Genomic DNA, 17,102 nt, shown 5'->3' with positions numbered 1-17,102 from the left:
CAGTGTCGCCTGGGGACGTCAGCAGAGGGCCAGGCGAAGTGTCTTCTTGAATGGTGCCTCATCCAGCCCCTAACAGCGTACTATCCTAAGGTCACGACTAAGGAGAGATTACCTGTGCACGGAGCAGCAGAGAACAACACTTCGCCACTGAATATCTCAGAGGCAGTTCCCATGCTTGTCGAAATCTACGGGATTCGGCTCCTCCGCTTCGTTTTGGCTCTTTCCGATACGTGGGAAATAGGCGACGAGTTGACTGAAGAGCAGGCAAGCGTAGCGAGTGCGTTGCATGACTGGGCCAGAATGTTCCAGCATTTGGACCCATCGAATCGTTGGGCTAATCTGGCGTCACTTCTAACCAGGCACGTCGCGGAAAATGATGCCTCTATTGCTTCGGTAATGAGGGAGAAGTGCGGTGGAAGTCTGCAAATTCCGGAACGTGAGGGGGATGAAGTATTTTCGGCCCTTGTCAAATATGCGAGAGACGCGTACGCGGCTTTGCTTATTGACCGCCCAGGAGGGGATTGGGTTCTGGGTAATGCGTATCATGGCCCCGACGATCAAGCCAGCAACGCCAGGTTCTTCAAAGCGGCCCTAGCGGATCCTCAGCTTAGGTCTCTATTCCCGGAACACTTGAAGTCGGACCCAGAAGGCATCGACTTCTCCGAACTGCGTCGCGTTGATTCGCTGGTGTTCTTCGAGTGTGGTCAGGGCGGTAGCTTTCAGCTACCTCTACTCGCTTTCCACATGCTCAACTCCGCCTACATCCGCTGCTCGATTGAAGGTGACGACAGCTTTAGCTCCTATATCGAAAGCGTATCTCGGACGCTATCCGATGCTAGGGCCATGGCTGCCGGAGGGGTGGCGAAGGTTCCTGTTGTCCTAGGATTCTCTAATGTTTCGCTCTCGCATGTTGGAAAGATTAATCTTCCTGGAGGTTGCCTAAGAGAAGTTTCTTCACAGGATAGATGTTACCTTCCACCTCAGGTTACTGTAGATGCACTGCTCGTACTTGAGATGCCGATGAAAATTTCAGCTAAAGCAAAGCACCCGAAATCACGTGACGATGAAGACTCTGGCGTTTGGGAATGCGCCATGGAAAGCTCGCGTAGGTGGCAAAATTCTCTGCAATGGAGTATCGACTGCCATCGCTTGGCCTTTATGCTTGCCAATAGGGAAACCCATCGATCTGGGGCAGTCCAAGTTTTGCAGGCCGTTGTCAACCCATTGCATGCAACTCCGTTTGTGTCGTGGAATGATGGAAGTGTGCAGACATCTGCCACACGCATGGAAATAAAGGCGAATGAGATCGATGACTTTCGACAGTGGGTTGAGAATGTAACATCACGCCATCCGAGATCACTTCGTGTTGCGATGCGCAGGATTCTTTCGGCTGCTGTGGCGCGCACAGACCCCTCGGATACATTGGTGGACGCAGTTCTTGCTTGGGAAAACATGTTCAGCGATTCGCCGGAAACGTCACTACGAGTATGTGGGTCGCTCTCCATCCTCATGGAACCGTCTGATCGAAGTAGAAGGAGGGATATAAACAAGGAGCTGACTCGGATCTATAGCAGTCGCAGTGCGATTGTTCACGGGAGTGCTCGAGAGCCGAGCATCGAAACAGTCATCGAGCACGGTGACAGGGCGCTTGAAGTTGCTGTTGAAGCCATGCGCCGCTTGTATAAGAACCCAGAACTCCTAAACTCACAAACTGCAAGTGCGCGTGGGAAAGATGTCCTCCTCGGATTGATCGAGATCAAGTAGCGAGTAAGAGCGAAACGAGGGGTAAATATAACTAGCCATATGCGCCAACCAATCGCACTTCACACGATTGATCAACATCCTGATCAATACAGCTAGCTGTATTGATCTATGGCTCCGCTTTGCGCACACGACACGTAGGTGAAGCTGCCTTCTGGCCTTGCCATATCCGCCACTGCGTGATCCGATGCGCCCCGGATGAGGCCGGTACGGAGAAAGCCCACCAGGGACAGTGGCTCCGGACAGAAGTCGAGGATCTAGGCGGTGCCCTGCTTGCCCTCCCGGTTCCGTCCAGACTCTTAATCTGCCTGGTCAGTCAGGCGTTCCGCACTTTCGCTCCTCCACCATGGCAGTCTCTGCTCCACGCTTACGAACCTACGGAATTCGTCAAGGGTTTCTTGCGTCGACTGATAGAGAAGGTCCAGCCCCAAGTGCGCGAGCACATGCGCGCTTAGTGATGTACCGACTGCATCAACTGCTGCTCGATCAAAGTTGATCTCGACATTATCGCGCGAGTTGGGCAACCGCAGCTCGACCGCAACAACCCGTGCCAACTTTCCAAGCGCTTCTGAAAGCGCCCGCATGTCTGTAGACTCGCGCAGCCCTTCTGTCGTGCTGCTTTGGATTCGCGTCTTACTGACAGGTGAGGTGAACTCGATTCCCTCGATTCCGTAGCGGTCAAGACGCTGCTCGATTGCGAACCATCGAGGTGCTCGCCCAACAGCGGTCCGGTGTGCGGTTTTACGCAGATCATCCACAAACCGACAATCAATGTGGCCGCAGCGCATGCGAAGTTGAGAATCTACAATCTCCCAGTAAGGCGCCGCATCCGGGTCGTCGAATAGATTGAGTTCGACCTGATCCAGCGCAACGCCCTTGGCCTTGATGCGGTCCAAGTTTGCATTGATCAGTAGGTTCAGATTGAAGCTAGATTTCCAGTGTTCAAGTGATTGAAGGTGGCCGAGGTCCAGGTTCTCTCCCAGCGACCGCCAAAACTCGATGTTAGAAATCTCCTCTAGCGGCAAAAGGAAGGGAAGGATTTGAGTCAACTCGCTGGCGGATAGCGCTGTATCCGCTTCTAGCGTCCCAGGGAACTCTTGGGCATCACCACCTTGACTTATCCACAGAACTTGCATCACTCGCTCAATACGCGTTGCGAAGCCGTGCGAGAAGTGTTCGTTCATCGCTCGAACAGTCGCAGATACCTGTGGGACATCAAGGGACGCGAGCGCTGAATCTGTGCGTGACACGGCTTGGTGGATATCGCCTGCGGCTTCACCGATTAGATAGCCCTTGCCGCCCTGCAATAGTGAGGACTTAAGCATCTGAGTCACTGGCGTCCGGGAGTCCTCATTGGAGATCGCTTCCAGGGCAGTAGCACTAGAAAGAAGGCAGTTATCATATTGGCTTGCCAGTTGCCCCGCTTCGTCATCACCTTCGATATTGCGGCCAATGGAAATAAATGCAGGCGCCTCCTCATGTAAGCTTTTTAGGTCCCGCTGAATCAATGGAGTATCAACGCTGAATCGCAGATATACGTCCCGAGTCGGCCGCTGGTTGCCCGATCCCCATGTGAGCACAAAATCCGGCACGAACGTGTGATTGAAGTAGTCAGTCGACTTGATCTCTGTTTTCGGGTCAAGCGATTGCAACTCGCGTGCCATAACGTGCTTCACATCGCGAATTGCTGCCTCGGGGGAGCTTTGATGCAAAGCGTTCTGGATCTGCGTCGCGACACTCTGCATAGCCTTCACGCTCCCCTAGTGATGTAAGAACGAATATGACCGAGAAACTCGCGTTTCATCATTAATTCTTCTTGCTTGCTCGACAAAACGATGAGCCACAGTCGGTCAGATAGTAGTTTGCCAATCTCTGGGTCATAAGCATCCCCTCCGAGCTTATCGGGATACTCTTCGACGGCTTTCTCGATTGTGTCTGCGTTGCAGAGTCTGGTCCATGCCCCCATAGAAAATGGGTGCCATGTTATCCACATGAACTCACATTCTCTATCTAGGCCATCTTTGATCATTCTTGCGGTCGCAGAATAGCAGTCGGTTAGGTACTCGCGATATTTGGGACCCTGGTTATCGCTATCGTAAGCCTTCACTTCTGCATAGAACTGATTCTTCTTCTCATTCTCGAAGTATCCCGCCACATCCCAGGACTCATTCTTCCCGTTGAGTAGCGTCAACGTCGTCATCTGCGGCGCCTCGTAAACAATCCAGGGCGCGTTTACGCGAGTAGTACTTTCCAGCCACTCGCGTGCAAAGTAGGCGCCTTCACGGCCCTTCTCCTGCTGCTGTTCACCTGCCGCCATCAGATCAAGATATTGGGAGAGTGGGCTCCTGTCACGAGGGGTGTACGTTCGATTACTGTTAGTTGATCTATGGTCATAGGAGCGCTTCGCTCCCTTTTCGCCAGCCAGCGCCCCATGGGCATCGCAAGTCATGCGTAGGCGTCACATGAGGCGACATAGGCAGCGCGGTTCCACTCCGCACCCTGGACATGTAACGATCACGGGCATGGTTGACGGCAACGGTGACGGCAACGACGGCACATGACGCCCGGCATCGGCCCACCGCGAGCACCGGACCGAGGCGCAATCGGACCCCGTACCAGCCCCCTGCCCGAACCTACGGATCAAGAGGTTGCAGGTTCGAATCCTGCCGAGCGCGCAGCAGCTCAGAGGCCCCTTCCGATCATCGGAAGGGGCCTCTGGCGTATGCGGTGACGGCAACGGTGACGGCAACCGCCGTGCGGCTCACTCAGACCGCTCCCCGGGCTCCGCCCCTGATCATGCGGGCGTCGCCTCCCTGTCCGTGGAGCAGGGAGGCGCGGGTATGCCGGAGATTCGTGGTGGAGACAAGATCGTTGCGTCCACGCCGTGATCCGTCTCGACGGGTCCGAGGGCAGCAACGAGCCTCCGCGCGGTGGGGCGCCGCCGGCGCCCTTACCCGCGCGGTCAAGGGCGCGCGTCGAGGGGCTGTGCTCATCGTGGCGTCCGAGGCCGTTGGTGAACGAGAACTCGGCTGGGGTGATCAGTTCGGCGTCCGCGAGATCGCGGTTCTGGGTGACGGGGAACTGACCGAATCAGAAGGTGGCCGCCTACGTCGCCAACGGCCTAGTACGCAAGCTCCCCGATGCCGCCGTCAACGCGCAGCACGGTGCCGACGGTGTAGGCGGACTCGTCCGAGGCGAGATAGACGGCTGCCTTCGCCATCTCGGTGGTGGTCCCTAGGCGATGGAGGGGTACGGTCCGCCGAAGTTCCTCGTGGATGGCGGCTTCGCGCTCGGAACCAAGCGCCTTGAACGCGTTGGTGACAGTCGGCCCCGGGCTCAGTCCGTTGACACGGATGCCCCGATCTTTCAACTCGTGGGTCAGTCCGCGAGTGTAGGAGAGCAGGCCCGCCTTGGCCGCACCGTAGACCGTCGCATTGTCGTGTCCGATATAAGCGGAAACCGAACCGACGAGAATGATCGAGGATTGCTGCGAGAAGAGCGGCAACAGATCTCTGATCAGGAAGAATGGCGCTTTGAGATTGGTCGCGAGGAGTCTGTCGAATGCCTCCTCGGTCCATTCCTCGATCGGGAGGTGGGTGGTGTCGGCGGCGTTGCTCATCAGGATGTCGAGCTTCGGCCATTCCGCTTGCAGCCGTGATGCAAGCGCAGCTTGGCCGGGTACGTCGCCGGCGTCGCTGGCGATGGTCAGCAGCGGGCCCTCCAATTGCCGGGCGGCCTCGTCCAGTCTTTCCTGTGAGCGACCGGTGATCGCGACAGAAGCTCCCTCGGCGAGGAACTCACGGGCTGTCTCAAGCCCAATCCCGCTCGTCCCCCCTGTGATCAGTGCGTGCTTTCCTTCAAGACGGCCCATAACTTTTGCTCCTCACTTGGCGCCAAGGCGCGTGGTTCGACAACGCTGACGGGCTGTCCCCGTCAGCACGAGGCACCATTCGGCTGGTAGCCGATTTCGCCTCAGATTGCGGTTCGGCCACCGTCAGCGGCCACGATCGCCCCGGTCATATAGCTGGCTCGGTCGCTGGCGAGAAAGGCGACCACGTGTGCCACTTCGGTCGGGTCAGAGGTGCGCTTGAGAGCGGTGGTCAGGCCCATACCACCCATGTCCGGGCCCATTGCCGCGACCACCTTCGAGGTGCGCATCGGGCCCGGAGCGACGGCGTTGACCCGCACGTTCGACGGGGCGAACTCTGCCGCCCAGGTGCGAGTCAACGATTCGATCGCCGCCTTGGTGGCGCCGTAAACAGCCATTCCCGGCATGCCGAGGCCGGCCGCGGTGGAGCTGACGTTGACGATGCTGCCGCCGCCGTTGGCGGCCATCTTGGTCGCGAGCAGCGCGGTGAGCAGGAACGGCGCACGCACATTGACCGCAAAGGCGGCGTCATAGCTCGCGATGTCCTGCTCGGTGGTCGGGCCGAATGTGACAATGCTCGCATTGTTGATCAATATGTCCACGGCTCCGGCGTCATCGGCCAGCTGCTGCACGGCCGCGGGGTCGGCCAGATCCGCTGCGACGAAACGCGCCGTCCCGGTGGACTCGCCACCGACCGCGTGAAGGTCATCCACGACCTGGGCACCGCGCTCCGGATCGGTGCCGGTGATGATCAGGTCGGCTCCCCCCGCGGCCAGAACCTTGGCCGTCGCGTGCCCGAGTCCGCCGATCGCGCCGGATCCGGTGATGAGTGCCGTCTTTCCCGCAAACTCCATTGCTTCGCCCTTCGCGCCAGGCAAGTGTCCAGTCGACTTCTGTGCGACCGTTCAAAAAGTAGCGTGAGTGAAGCTATGACTTCTTGAACGCTGTGTCAAGAAGTTGTAGCGTCGGGCAGGTGGCACGAACCGGACGCCCCCGCGAGTTCGACAAGGACCAGACGCTGGCGCGCGCACTTGAGCTGTTCTGGTCCCGGGGATACGGGGCGACATCGATCCAAGACCTGGTCGACGCGCTGGCCGTCGAACGCGGCAGCCTCTACGGAACGTTCGGGGACAAGCGCCGCTTCTACCTCGACGCCGTCAGGCTCTACTGGGATGTGTACGAGCGGCACCTGATCACCGCACTCGACACCTCTCCACTTCTGCCGGCGCTCCGCGAGATCCTGACCCACCCGGCACGACTGGACGAACTGATCTCCGACGTGGGCGCACCGCACGGCTGCCTGGTCGGCAACACCACCGCCGAACTCGTACCCCGCGACAGCGAAGCCACAGAACTCGTCACCCGCTCATATCGTCGGTTCACCGACATCGTCACCGACGCACTCCGTCGCGGACAGGCCACCGGAGAAGTCACCGACAACGCCCACCCCGAGGCCCAGGCCCAGCTGCTGCTGTACATCGTCCAGGGCCTCTCGCTCGTATCGAGGGCGGGTCTCGACAGGACCGCGGCCCTGGCCGCGATCGACACCGCGATCGACGCATTGCGGGCGTGACCGAAACCAACGCCGGCGATGCGGCGGTGGCGGAGACGGAGCGGAGGGGAGGCCCCTGCCATGGGTGGGAGGGGCCTCTGGTGTGACCCGGTGGCGGAGGGCTCGACGGCCACCGCCGTGCGCTCCGGTCAGGGGTCGGGCAGCGGTCGGTCAGGTGTTGGTCAGGTCGCCGGTCCCGCCGTGATCGTCGTCCGGTCCGTTGCCGTCGTGTCGGCGGTCCGTCCGGCCATGCCGCCACCGCCGGTGCTCACTCCGCCGTGCGGGGTCCGTGCGCTGCGGCCGTCGGCCTCGAACTTCCCGTCCTGTAGCTCGAAGTGCTCAGGCGGCGAGCAGCCGATCGCCGGGGTGATCAGCAGGCTTACGGTGATGGGCGCGGGGTTGGTACTCGCCGTCGAGAACTCGCAGATCGCCCCCTTTCCGGTGACCGGGAACCAGAAGAAGCGGTCCACCGGGCCGACTCGCACCTCGTCCGTCTGTACGAGCCGGCCGTGTTGACGGGCGAATGCCTTCAGGCGGACGGAGGCCCTCAGCGGGTCGGCGGTGGACCGGATGGCGGTCAGGGTGAACTTGACGTTCTGGTCCGCGTCCAGGACCGAGGACGCGATCTGCCTGGTCTCGGCCTCCCCGCCGCCGCGTGTCCCCCCGTCCCGGGCTTCGGCTTCGGTGGTGTGGGCAGGGGCGGCCAGCATGGCGACGGTCGCCGCGGCGGTGACCAGTACCGTGCCGCCGCGCATGAGCGCGCTCGCGGGTATCGGCATGTTTCCTCCCTGGGGGCTCATGCGTCTTGTTCGCGCATGAATGCCTCTTTCTTCCTTCCACCTGGTCATACGGAAACCACCTGAATCACCCGTTCGCGAGCGGTATCACCCGGTTGGACCGGATATCGGTCCGTTGGTCGTTGACCGCCTACGAGGCATTGGGTGCCTGCGCACGGCTTGGTCTGCGGAGCGCCTACAGAGCGCTTGCGGAGCGCGGGGGCGCTCCCCGGCGGATGCCCGGGAGCGCCCCCGCTGTGTCGATGTCGGGCGGCTGGTGCCGGAGTCACGCCCCCAGGGCGATCTCCTTCAGCCTGTCGCGGTCCCCGACCTCGTAATAGCGGTTGGTGCGCAGGCCCGGCGTGGGGGTCGCGAGAACGCCTTCCTTGCGCAGGGATGCGATGACCTTCTCGACGGTGGCCCGTCCGAGGGCCAGGGCCTCGGCGATCTGGGATTGGGAAGGCCCCTCAATGGCCAGGGATCTGTCAAAGCCGGTGACGATGACCTTCCCGTCGCCCTCCGTCTTTCTGACCACTTTGTACCGGTTCGTCCCTCGGCCGTCGAGGAGGTAGTCGAGGAGCATGGCCACGCGGGCCCTCGGGGACTTCCGGCTCACCGCGTACACCTCCTCCAGCACCGCGTTCCGTTCCATGTTGACGGCGTTGATCACGCGCATCACGGCGGGGTCGTGCAGCGCCATGGAGTGCAGAGCTCCGGTACCGATGACGATTGCCTCCGTGTCGGACAGGAACCTGCCGCGCCCACGAGCCGGCTTCATCCGGCCGCCCTTCATGAACCGGCGGCCGACGTACAGGTCCCCGATGACGGCGTGGCTGCCCCACAGCCGGGTCTCGCCGGATGGAGTGTGCTCGGAGACACATCCGCGGACCATGAAGCGAACGTAACGGCCGCCGCTGGAGAAGAAGCTGCTGCCGCGGGGGTAGGTCCGCCTGTGGCAGGCGTCCTCGAGGGCGGCGATCGTCTCCTTGGGCAAGGCGTACCGGTCGAAGTAGGTCCGGATCGTGTCGGCGCCGGGCGACCGTACGGTGGTCTCCGCTTCTCCCCAGTGCGGGCTCGTCACATCCCCTCCCTGACCGTGCGCGCCGGAGTCCGGAGGGAAGGCGACGCGAGCGCCGCGGGGGGTGTGGCTTCGTCGGGGACGGACGGGGCGACGACTTGTGTGGAAAGGGGTTCGGCTCCCTCGGTGAGGAGCCTGACGACGGGTACCAGCGCACCTACCAGGGCGGCGAGCGCGAGGATGACGGTGGCGACGTGGGCGGGCTTGTTCTCCAGTCGGCGAATCGCGTAGCAGGCGGCTATCAGCGCGATCATGAAGATGAGTAAGACCGCATCGAGCGGCGTGACGCTGAACAACGGTTCTCCAGAGGAAGCGTCGACGAACGTGCGGTCGAGCACCAGGAAGCACTCGACCGCGACGACGTGGTGAAATGGAAAGGTCTCTCAACTTGTCGGCCGGCCGCGCGGGAAAACCCCGGCTAAGGGTCCTCCACGACCGGTTGACGACAGAGCGTATCGGACGTGGGGCAGAGGTCCAACTAAAGCCCAGCCAGAGGGAATCCCTCCGGTTTGGGAAGAACGTCACGCCGCATGTTCCACAGGGGTAAGGCATGGATTGGGCAGCGGGGGCTACGGCTCGGTGATCGCCTTACGGACGCCTCTGATCAGGCAAGATGGCTCTGATCGGGCAAGAGGATGGCCCCGCCCGGACAGGGCGAGGCCATATGAGGTGCCGGGACCCCGAGGGAGCCACCCTTGGGGGAGCGCCCGGCAATGCTGAGTGAGACCTTTCCAAAGCCGCTTTCAGCAGTGACTAGGTAACAGTCTGCGCAGATAGAAAAATCCCTCACGGTAGGGATTCCGCTCGTGGACTCCCGCGTTCTCCCTCTCGGGAGGGATTTTTCGGCGGTTTCCTCCGAGCTCCAACCCGCCTGGAATAGTGGAATGTTGATGGAGCTACTCGCCGGTACGCGCATATCCGCAGGCATATCGACGTTGCGAAAGGCGCTCGCGCCGGGCGGGGTGCTCGCGGTGCTGGGGCTCTATACGGTCAGGACGGCCACCGACTTCCTGTGTGCTTTACCGGCGCGGACCCTTCTGAAGGCGGAGCGGCTGCTGAGCAGGCGTCGGCACGTCGCTGGGGCCGTCCATGTGCCGCTCGTCTGGCCGCCGCTGACGTATGCCGGAACCCGCGCCGAATCCGCCCGCCTGCTGCCCGGCTCGACGCTGCGTCGGCTGCTGTTCTGGCGGTATCTGCTGGTCTACCGGGCCTGACAGCGGTGTGCGGTGTTCGTCGCACGCGCTGATCTCCGTGCCGGGGCGGCCGGCCGGTGGGCGCCCGGCCACCCCGGTCGGGGTCAGCTCTGCGTGGCCTTCCAGTACACCGGCTCCTTGTCGAAGTCGCCGTTGTAGAGCGCCACGGACGGGGTCTGGCCCTTCGGCAGCAGGACGATCCTGCACAGGGTGGTGCTCGCGCCCACCGCGAAGTCGTCCGGGTCCTCGTCCTCGCACTGCGGCACCGCGTCGCCCGAGGTGATGAGGACTTTCCCCGGGTTGCCCTGGCTGTCGCGCAGGGCCATGGGGGTGCTGAGGAAGGGGTAGTGGAGCGCCTGGTCGCCGATGTTCTTGAAGGACATCGTGACGTAGTACGGCTGCATCGCCTTCGCGTCGGCGTCCATGTTCAGATCGGCCAGATCGGCCGGTGAGCCCTTCTGGACGCTCTTCGTCGCGATCTCCAGGGTGGCCACCTTGTTGGAGCGCTTGTAGGTGAGGGCGGTGGTCTCGCCGAGCGCGAGCGTCTTGCCGGTGTCGCTGTCGACCGCCTTGTCCGTCTTGTATGTCTTGTCCGCGCCTTTGCTCGCCGAGGCCGACGGCTTCTGGGCCGCGGCGGGCGACTCGCTGCCGCCCGCGCCCTGGGCGGCGTCGTCGTTGCACGCCGTGGCCAGGAGGGCGACGGCGGTCGCGCAGGCGAGTGCCGCGGAGGCGCGCGTACGCCGGGCACGGGTGGCGCGGACGGTGCGGGTGGCGCCGGTCGTCGTATGGGTCGTGTGGTCGCGCATGGTCGGTCCCCGTTGCGTGGTGGTTGTCGTTTGTGCTGGTGAGTGGTGCTGCCGTTCATCATGGGCAGGACAGACGGTGGCAGCGGCGAGAAAGATCCGTTCGCAGCGGGGGCGGGACCGAGCCGTTGCAAAGTAACCGGTGTGGAGACGGTGGATTTCCCTTAGCGGGGAGAATGACGTACGGTTACAACTACCGACGCGGGGTGGAGCAGCTCGGTAGCTCGCTGGGCTCATAACCCAGAGGTCGCAGGTTCAAATCCTGTCCCCGCTACTTGGATATCGAGGGCCCGGCACTTCTTGAGTGCCGGGCCCTCGGTCGTTCCGTCGTTCCGTCGTTACGCCGTTCCGTGGCTACGCCGTCCGTGCCTCGTCAGCGCGTGACCTTCCAGCTCACCGGCCGCTTGGTGGCATCGCCCGTGCTGTATGTCACACGCGACGGCCGCGCGCCGTTCGGCACCAGGAACACCTTGCACAGGGAGACCTTCGCCCCCGCCGCGAAGTCGTCCGGGTCCTTCCCCGGGCACGCCGCCACCTCGGTGTCGGCGGCGATCAGCGGCTGGTCGTCCACGCCGCTGGTGTCCTCCAGACCGGTGGGGGTGTTGAGGAAGGGGTAATGGAGGGAGTTCTCGCCGATGTTCTCGAAGGCCATGGTGACGTAGTACGGCTGGGTCGTCCGCACATCGGACGGTTCCGCACCCGCCGTCCTCAGCTCGTCATGCTCTCCCTTGCGCACGCTCACCGCCGTGACCCGCAGGGCGCCGCGCATATGGTCCGAGCCGCTCTTGTAGGTGATCGACGTGGGTTCGCCGAGCGGCAGCGTCCTGCCCCCGTCGCTGTCGGCCGCCACATCGGCGCGGGTCGCGTCGGACTGCTGTCGGCCGGACGCGGCGGCGGTGTCGTCCTCGCAGCCGGCGGTGGCGAGGCCGAGGAGGGTGACACCGAGAGCGCAGAGCAGAGCGGTCCCGGACCGGGCGGTGCGTGGCGGGTGGTTGGGCATGGGCGTCCCCCGTGGTGGTGGTCGGTGACGACGTCGGAAGGGCGGCGGTCGCCTCAGATGGGTACGTCGGTCACGGAGCGTCGGTTCACCTTGTCGGTTCCGGTAGCGATGATCTTGCTGCCGTAGATCATCATGGCCGTGACAAAATTGCTGGTCGCGGCCGTGATCAACCCGCAGCGTGCCTGAGACGAGGCTGTAGCAATACGCCCGGGGCAACTACCGTGACCGCATGAGCGATCCCGCCGTGGTCTCGGTGCAGCGGTTCTGGCAGGAGCTCGGGCTGCCCGGACTCATCGATGTGCACACCCACTTCATGCCCCAGCGCGTCCTGGACAAGGTCTGGGCCTACTTCGACGCCGTCGAGCCCCGCTGGCCCATCACCTACCGCGAGGAGGAGGCCGAACGGCTCGCGCTGTTGCGGGCGTTCGGGGTGCGGGCCTTCACCTCGATGCTGTATCCCCACAAGCCGGACATGGCGCGGTGGCTGAACGACTGGTCCGCCGGCTTCGCCGCCCGTACGCCCGACTGTCTGCACACCGCGACCTTCTTCCCCGAGCCCGGTGTGGAGGGGTATGTGCGGGCGGCGATCGACGCCGGGGCGCGGGTGTTCAAGGCGCATGTGCAGGTGGGGGCGTACGACCCGGGCGACGCGCTGCTCGAGCCGGTGTGGGCCACGCTCGCCGAGAGCGGGACGCCTGTGGTCATCCACTGTGGCTCGGGGCCCGAGCCGGGCAAGTACACCGGCCCGGAGCCGGTGGCGCGGGTGCTGGCCCGCCATCCTCGACTGCGCCTGATCATCGCGCACATGGGGCTGCCGGAGTACGCGGACTTCCTGGGACTGGCGGAGCGGTACGAAGGCGTGCACCTGGACACCACGATGGCCTTCACCGACTTCACCGAGAGCCAGTGGCCGTTTCCGCGGGCGGAGCGGGGCAGGCTGGCCGCCCTGGGGGACCGGGTGCTGTTCGGGAGCGACTTCCCCAACATCCCGTACGGGTACCGGCACGCGCTGGACGCCCTGACGCGGATCGGCCAGGACGAGGAGTGGCTGCGCGCGGTGTGCTACGGGAACGCGGCGCGGCTGTTCGGGATATGAGGGCTGTTCGGGGTGCGAGGGTTCTTTGAGGTGTGAGGCTCGTCCGGCGCCATTCCGGCGCCGGACGAGGGGGCGGGGCTCGGGGCTTGTCCGGCGGTCAGCTGCCGTCCAGCGGTCAGCTCTTGTCCAGCGGCAGCGCCTCGGCCAGGGTGCGCCACTGCGCGCGCGGCAGATCGGTCATCGGCGATTCGGTCACCACCTGGAGCGCGACATGGTCCGCACCCGCGGCCAGGAACTCCTCGACGCGCCCCCGGACCACCTCCGCGTCGCCGAGGGCGAACATGGCCGAGATGAGACGGTCGCTGCCACCGTCCACGAAGTCCTGGTCCTCGAAGCCCAGCCGCTGGAAGTTCTTGGTGTAGTTGGGCAGTGCCAGGTAGTGGCTGAGATAGCGGCGGGCGGTGGCGCGGGCGCGGTCCGGGTCCGTGTCGAGGACGACCTTCAGCTCCGGCGCGAGCACGGCATCCTTGCCCAGGATGTCGCGGGCCTTGCCGGTGTGCTCCGGGGTGACGAGGTACGGATGCGCGCCGGCCGCCCGGTCCCGGGACAGCTCCAGCATCTTGGGGCCCAGGGCGGCCAGGACCCGCTGGGAGGCGGGGACCGGGCCCGGGGCGGAGTCCAGCGCGGTCAGGTACTCCTTCATCGCCGTGTACGGACGCCGGTAGCGCTCGCCGGCGATGGCGCTGTGGCTCACGCCGAGGCCGAGGAGGAAGCGGCCGTCGTGGGCCGCGTTGAGCGCGGTGTGCCGCTCGGCGACGTAGGCCGCCTCGTGGTCCCAGATGCTGAGGATGCCGGTCGCGACGGTGATCCGAGAGGTGGCCTCCAGGAGGAGCCCGGCCTGATCCGGGCTGGGGTTGCCGCCGAGCCAGATGGCGCCGTACCCCAGCTCGTCCAGTTCGGCTGCTGCCTCGCTGACCTGCTCTGATGGAACCGAGTTCGCCTTCAGGGCCGCGGTCCAGACGCCGACCTTGCCAAGTGCGGGACGAGAAGTCATACAGGGGGAAGCCGGAGAGCCCTTGCGCTTATTCCGTCCTCGCGTTGCGGTCTGTCGTTCCCGCCTTCGGCCTGCGTTCCGCGTCGCGGCGGGGCCCGGCGGCCGCACAGGATTCTCAGGTAATTCACAGGCAGCCGAAAGAGACCTCTCAGATCGCGCCCGGAGGGTGGAGTCCATGATGTCGACCTCGCCTCATGGGCGTACCGAGCTGCTGCGTCCCGACGGGAGTCCCGTCCGGGTGCTGGTTGTGGACGATGAGTCGGCGCTCGCCGACCTGCTGTCGATGGCACTGCGCTACGAGGGCTGGGAGGTGCGCACCGCGGGCGACGGCGCCGAGGCGATCCGGATCACCCGGGAAATGCGCCCGGACGCGGTGGTCCTGGACGTCATGCTGCCCGATATGGACGGGCTCACGGTGCTGGGGCGGGTGCGTCGCGAACTGCCCGACGTCCCGGTGCTGTTCCTGACCGCGCGGGACGCGGTGGAGGACCGGATCGCGGGGCTGACGGCGGGCGGCGACGACTACGTCACCAAGCCGTTCAGCCTGGAAGAGGTCGTCGCCCGGCTGCGCGGTCTGCTGCGCAGGTCGGGGGCGGCGGCCGCGCGCAGTGAGTCGGTGCTGGCGGTCGGCGACCTGGTCCTGGACGAGGACAGTCATGAGGTCTCGCGCGGCGGCCAGGAGATCCACCTCACCGCGACCGAGTTCGAGCTGCTGCGCTACCTCATGCGCAATCCGCGCCGTGTGCTCAGCAAGGCGCAGATCCTCGACCGGGTCTGGAGCTATGACTTCGGCGGCCAGGCGAACGTCGTCGAGCTCTACATCTCGTATCTGCGGCGCAAGATCGACGCGGGGCGCAGCCCGATGATCCACACCCGGCGTGGCGCCGGGTATCTGATCAAGCCCGGGGAGTAGGCACCGTGGCGCACCTCCCGACCCGGCCGTCCCGGGCCTCCGAGACGCCCCCGCACGACGGTACGTCCGGGGCCGGCCGTACGCCCGGGGCCGGCCGTGCTTCCGAGGCTGCCCGTACGTCTGAGGCTGTCGGGATGCCTGAGGCCCGCCGTACGCCCGAGGTCGTCGGGACGCCCGAGGCAGCCGGAGCGTCCGAGGCCGCCGGAGCGTCGCAGGCGTCCGGTGCGGCTCGAGGGGCCGGTCCCGCCGCCGCTCCGGCGGCGCCTCGGGGGCGTGCGCACGCCCGGCGCGCTCAGCGGGCCGGGCGCCGTCCCTGGTCGCTGCGCACTCGCCTCGTCGTCTCGGCCGTCGCGCTGATCGCGGTGGTCTGCGCGGTGATCGCCACCGTCACGACCATCGCCCTGCAGTCGTACCTACAGGGCCAGGTGGACGAAGACCTGCGGGGGGCCGTCGGGCGGTTTCAGAGCAGGCCGGGTCCGGAGCGCCAGCTGCCCCATGACGACGTGCTCTTCGTCGCCTCGCCCGGTCAGCCCATCGGCACGGTCGGGGCGCGTTTCGACCAGAACGGTGATATCTCCACGTCCGGCAAGAGCAATGACTCGCCCATGACGGACGACACCGACGTGGCGGGCCGGGTGGACTCCCTGAGCAGCGGTCAGCTGAAGGCGCTCGGCACCGTCCCGCGGGACGGCCGGGTGCACACCGTCGATCTGCCCGGCCTCGGCGGCTACCGGGCCGTGGCCCAGTGGGACCACGCGGAAGGCGGCATCATCCTCGCCTTCCCGCTCGCCCAGACCCAGGACACGGTCAACACCCTCATCCTCGTCGAGGTCTGTGTGACCGCGGCCGGGCTGGTCGCGGCCGGGATCGCCGGGGCCGCGATGGTCGGCATCTCGCTGCGCCCGCTGCGGCGGGTGGCCGCGACCGCCACCCGGGTCTCCGAACTCCCCCTGCACAGCGGTGAGGTGGCGCTGCGCGAGCGCGTCCCGTCCTCGGAGGCCGATCCGCGTACCGAGGTCGGCCAGGTGGGCGCGGCGCTCAACCGCATGCTCGGCCATGTGGAGTCGGCGCTCGCGGCCCGTCAGGAGAGCGAGACACGGGTACGGCAGTTCGTCGCCGACGCCAGCCATGAGCTCCGTACGCCGCTGGCCTCGATCCGCGGCTACGCCGAGCTGACCCGGCGCGGCCGGGAGGAGATCGGGCCCGAGACCCGGCATGCGCTCGGCCGGGTCGAGTCCGAGGCCGGGCGGATGACCGGGCTGGTCGAGGATCTGCTGCTGCTGGCCCGGCTCGACGCGGGCCGGCCCCTGGAGTCGGCGGAGGTCGATCTGTCCCCGCTGGTCGTCGACGCCGTCAGCGACGCGCGGGCGGTCGGTTCCGACCACAACTGGCGGCTGGAGCTGCCCGATGAACCCGCGGTCGTACACGGCGACGACGCCCGGCTGCGCCAGGTGCTGGTCAACCTCCTCGCCAACGCCCGTACGCACACTCCGCCCGGCACCACGGTCACGGCGCGGGTGCTGTGCGGGTCGCGGGCGGCACCGTACGCCTCGCCGTATCCGGCGCCGTACGGACTGTCCTACGGGGCTGGTGGGAGCAGCGGGGCCAGTGGGGCCGGTGGGGCTGGCAGCTCCGGCAACCCCGGCAGCCCCGGCAGCCCCGACGGGCACCGTAAGAAGGGCGGTGCGCCCTATGCCGCGCCGTACGGATCGCCGTACGCGGCCGCCCGTGCCGCCGGTGTCTTCGGTCCGCCGCAGCCGCCCTCGTACGTCTCGCTGGAGATCGAGGACGACGGGCCGGGCATCCCGCCCGAGCTGCTGCCGCACGTCTTCGAACGGTTCGCGCGCGGCGACGCCTCGCGCTCCCGCGCCGCGGGCAGCACGGGGCTCGGCCTGGCCATCGTGCACGCGGTCGTGGCGGCACACGACGGGCAGGTGACGGTGAACAGCGTTCCCGGGCGCACCGTCTTCGGCGTACATCTGCCTGTTCACCGGGGTGTAACGCACTCACAGGCAGGTCACAGGCTGACCACACAGCCGTGACAGCGCCGCTCGCGACCGTCGACGTC

The 17,102-nt window shown here is 65.2% G+C and carries 16 protein-coding genes and 1 tRNA gene; 7 read left to right on the top strand and 10 right to left on the bottom strand.

The features are described from left to right. Nucleotides 1-114 precede the first annotated feature (114 nt). Nucleotides 115-1,764, top strand: coding sequence for a HEPN domain-containing protein (locus tag N6H00_RS19865; protein WP_268973132.1), 1,650 nt, complete (start codon nt 115-117; stop codon nt 1,762-1,764). 296 nt (nt 1,765-2,060) lie between these two features. On the opposite strand, the gene N6H00_RS19860 is transcribed toward N6H00_RS19865, so the two are convergent. The 4 genes from N6H00_RS19860 to N6H00_RS19845 form a co-directional block, all read right to left on the bottom strand. Further along, the gene (locus N6H00_RS19860; protein ID WP_268973131.1) at nt 2,061-3,506 is read right to left on the bottom strand and encodes a hypothetical protein; all 1,446 of its coding nucleotides are present in this window, start codon (nt 3,504-3,506) and stop codon (nt 2,061-2,063) included. A 5-nt stretch (nt 3,507-3,511) separates the two neighbouring features. Then, nucleotides 3,512-4,078, bottom strand: coding sequence for a hypothetical protein (locus tag N6H00_RS19855; protein ID WP_268973130.1), 567 nt, complete (start codon nt 4,076-4,078; stop codon nt 3,512-3,514). A gap of 804 nt (nt 4,079-4,882) precedes the next feature. Then, entirely contained in the window at nt 4,883-5,632 is a 750-nt protein-coding gene (locus tag N6H00_RS19850; protein ID WP_268973129.1) for an SDR family oxidoreductase, read from the bottom strand. A 101-nt stretch (nt 5,633-5,733) separates the two neighbouring features. After that, nucleotides 5,734-6,483: an SDR family NAD(P)-dependent oxidoreductase gene (locus N6H00_RS19845; protein WP_268973128.1), complete on the bottom strand. Its 750-nt coding sequence runs from the start codon at nt 6,481-6,483 to the stop codon at nt 5,734-5,736. 119 nt (nt 6,484-6,602) lie between these two features. On the opposite strand from N6H00_RS19845, the gene N6H00_RS19840 reads away from it, so the two are divergent. Further along, on the top strand, nt 6,603-7,202 hold the full coding sequence (locus N6H00_RS19840) for a TetR/AcrR family transcriptional regulator (RefSeq protein ID WP_268973127.1): 600 nt from the start codon (nt 6,603-6,605) through the stop codon (nt 7,200-7,202). 161 nt (nt 7,203-7,363) lie between these two features. Here the strand turns inward: N6H00_RS19840 and N6H00_RS19835 are convergent, their stop codons facing one another. The 3 genes from N6H00_RS19835 to N6H00_RS19825 form a co-directional block, all read right to left on the bottom strand. Then, a complete protein-coding gene (locus N6H00_RS19835; protein ID WP_268973126.1) occupies nt 7,364-7,960 on the bottom strand; it encodes a hypothetical protein in 597 nt (198 codons plus the stop codon). Nucleotides 7,961-8,243: 283 nt separating this feature from the next. Next, nucleotides 8,244-9,038 (bottom strand): Crp/Fnr family transcriptional regulator, encoded by a 795-nt coding sequence (locus N6H00_RS19830; RefSeq protein WP_268973125.1) that lies wholly within the window; start codon nt 9,036-9,038, stop codon nt 8,244-8,246. Next, nucleotides 9,035-9,373: a hypothetical protein gene (locus tag N6H00_RS19825; RefSeq protein WP_268973124.1), complete on the bottom strand. Its 339-nt coding sequence runs from the start codon at nt 9,371-9,373 to the stop codon at nt 9,035-9,037. Before N6H00_RS19825 ends, N6H00_RS19830 begins: the two co-directional genes overlap by 4 nt. 552 nt (nt 9,374-9,925) lie before the next feature. Here N6H00_RS19825 and N6H00_RS19820 point away from each other — a divergent pair. Then, the gene (locus N6H00_RS19820) at nt 9,926-10,249 is read left to right on the top strand and encodes a hypothetical protein (protein ID WP_268973123.1); all 324 of its coding nucleotides are present in this window, start codon (nt 9,926-9,928) and stop codon (nt 10,247-10,249) included. An 83-nt stretch (nt 10,250-10,332) separates the two neighbouring features. Here the strand turns inward: N6H00_RS19820 and N6H00_RS19815 are convergent, their stop codons facing one another. Further along, the gene (locus N6H00_RS19815; RefSeq protein WP_268973122.1) at nt 10,333-11,034 is read right to left on the bottom strand and encodes a hypothetical protein; all 702 of its coding nucleotides are present in this window, start codon (nt 11,032-11,034) and stop codon (nt 10,333-10,335) included. Nucleotides 11,035-11,231: 197 nt separating this feature from the next. Between N6H00_RS19815 and N6H00_RS19810 the strand changes: the two genes are divergently transcribed. Further along, nucleotides 11,232-11,305, top strand: a tRNA-Met gene (locus tag N6H00_RS19810). Between the two features lie 99 nt (nt 11,306-11,404). Here N6H00_RS19810 and N6H00_RS19805 read toward each other — a convergent pair. Beyond that, on the bottom strand, nt 11,405-12,031 hold the full coding sequence (locus N6H00_RS19805; protein ID WP_268973121.1) for a hypothetical protein: 627 nt from the start codon (nt 12,029-12,031) through the stop codon (nt 11,405-11,407). A gap of 229 nt (nt 12,032-12,260) precedes the next feature. Between N6H00_RS19805 and N6H00_RS19800 the strand changes: the two genes are divergently transcribed. Beyond that, nucleotides 12,261-13,127 carry an amidohydrolase family protein gene (locus tag N6H00_RS19800; protein ID WP_268973120.1) on the top strand — a complete coding sequence of 289 codons (867 nt, stop codon included), beginning with the start codon at nt 12,261-12,263 and terminating at the stop codon, nt 13,125-13,127. 115 nt (nt 13,128-13,242) lie between these two features. On the opposite strand, the gene N6H00_RS19795 is transcribed toward N6H00_RS19800, so the two are convergent. Beyond that, nucleotides 13,243-14,121 (bottom strand): LLM class F420-dependent oxidoreductase, encoded by an 879-nt coding sequence (locus N6H00_RS19795; protein ID WP_268973119.1) that lies wholly within the window; start codon nt 14,119-14,121, stop codon nt 13,243-13,245. Nucleotides 14,122-14,296: 175 nt separating this feature from the next. Here N6H00_RS19795 and N6H00_RS19790 point away from each other — a divergent pair, with 175 nt between their 5' ends. Next, on the top strand, nt 14,297-15,034 hold the full coding sequence (locus tag N6H00_RS19790; protein WP_268973118.1) for a response regulator transcription factor: 738 nt from the start codon (nt 14,297-14,299) through the stop codon (nt 15,032-15,034). 134 nt (nt 15,035-15,168) lie between these two features. Further along, nucleotides 15,169-17,076 (top strand): sensor histidine kinase, encoded by a 1,908-nt coding sequence (locus N6H00_RS19785; RefSeq protein ID WP_268973116.1) that lies wholly within the window; start codon nt 15,169-15,171, stop codon nt 17,074-17,076. The last annotated feature ends 26 nt before the right edge of the window (nt 17,077-17,102 follow it).

The sequence above is a fragment of the Streptomyces sp. S465 genome (genome assembly GCF_026898115.1).
Classification (GTDB): domain Bacteria; phylum Actinomycetota; class Actinomycetes; order Streptomycetales; family Streptomycetaceae; genus Streptomyces; species Streptomyces luomodiensis.
This window is presented reverse-complemented; position numbering and strand designations above follow the sequence as displayed.

Coding starts and splice junctions, on each gene's coding strand:
- N6H00_RS19860 (WP_268973131.1), bottom strand. CDS start 3,506: ATGCAGAGTGTCGCGACGCAGATCCAGAACGCTTTGCATCAAAGCTCC.
- N6H00_RS19855 (WP_268973130.1), bottom strand. CDS start 4,078: ATGGCGGCAGGTGAACAGCAGCAGGAGAAGGGCCGTGAAGGCGCCTAC.
- N6H00_RS19850 (WP_268973129.1), bottom strand. CDS start 5,632: ATGGGCCGTCTTGAAGGAAAGCACGCACTGATCACAGGGGGGACGAGC.
- N6H00_RS19845 (WP_268973128.1), bottom strand. CDS start 6,483: ATGGAGTTTGCGGGAAAGACGGCACTCATCACCGGATCCGGCGCGATC.
- N6H00_RS19835 (WP_268973126.1), bottom strand. CDS start 7,960: ATGCCGATACCCGCGAGCGCGCTCATGCGCGGCGGCACGGTACTGGTC.
- N6H00_RS19820 (WP_268973123.1), top strand. CDS start 9,926: ATGGAGCTACTCGCCGGTACGCGCATATCCGCAGGCATATCGACGTTG.
- N6H00_RS19815 (WP_268973122.1), bottom strand. CDS start 11,034: ATGCGCGACCACACGACCCATACGACGACCGGCGCCACCCGCACCGTC.
- N6H00_RS19805 (WP_268973121.1), bottom strand. CDS start 12,031: ATGCCCAACCACCCGCCACGCACCGCCCGGTCCGGGACCGCTCTGCTC.
- N6H00_RS19800 (WP_268973120.1), top strand. CDS start 12,261: ATGAGCGATCCCGCCGTGGTCTCGGTGCAGCGGTTCTGGCAGGAGCTC.
- N6H00_RS19795 (WP_268973119.1), bottom strand. CDS start 14,121: ATGACTTCTCGTCCCGCACTTGGCAAGGTCGGCGTCTGGACCGCGGCC.
- N6H00_RS19790 (WP_268973118.1), top strand. CDS start 14,297: ATGATGTCGACCTCGCCTCATGGGCGTACCGAGCTGCTGCGTCCCGAC.
- N6H00_RS19785 (WP_268973116.1), top strand. CDS start 15,169: ATGCCTGAGGCCCGCCGTACGCCCGAGGTCGTCGGGACGCCCGAGGCA.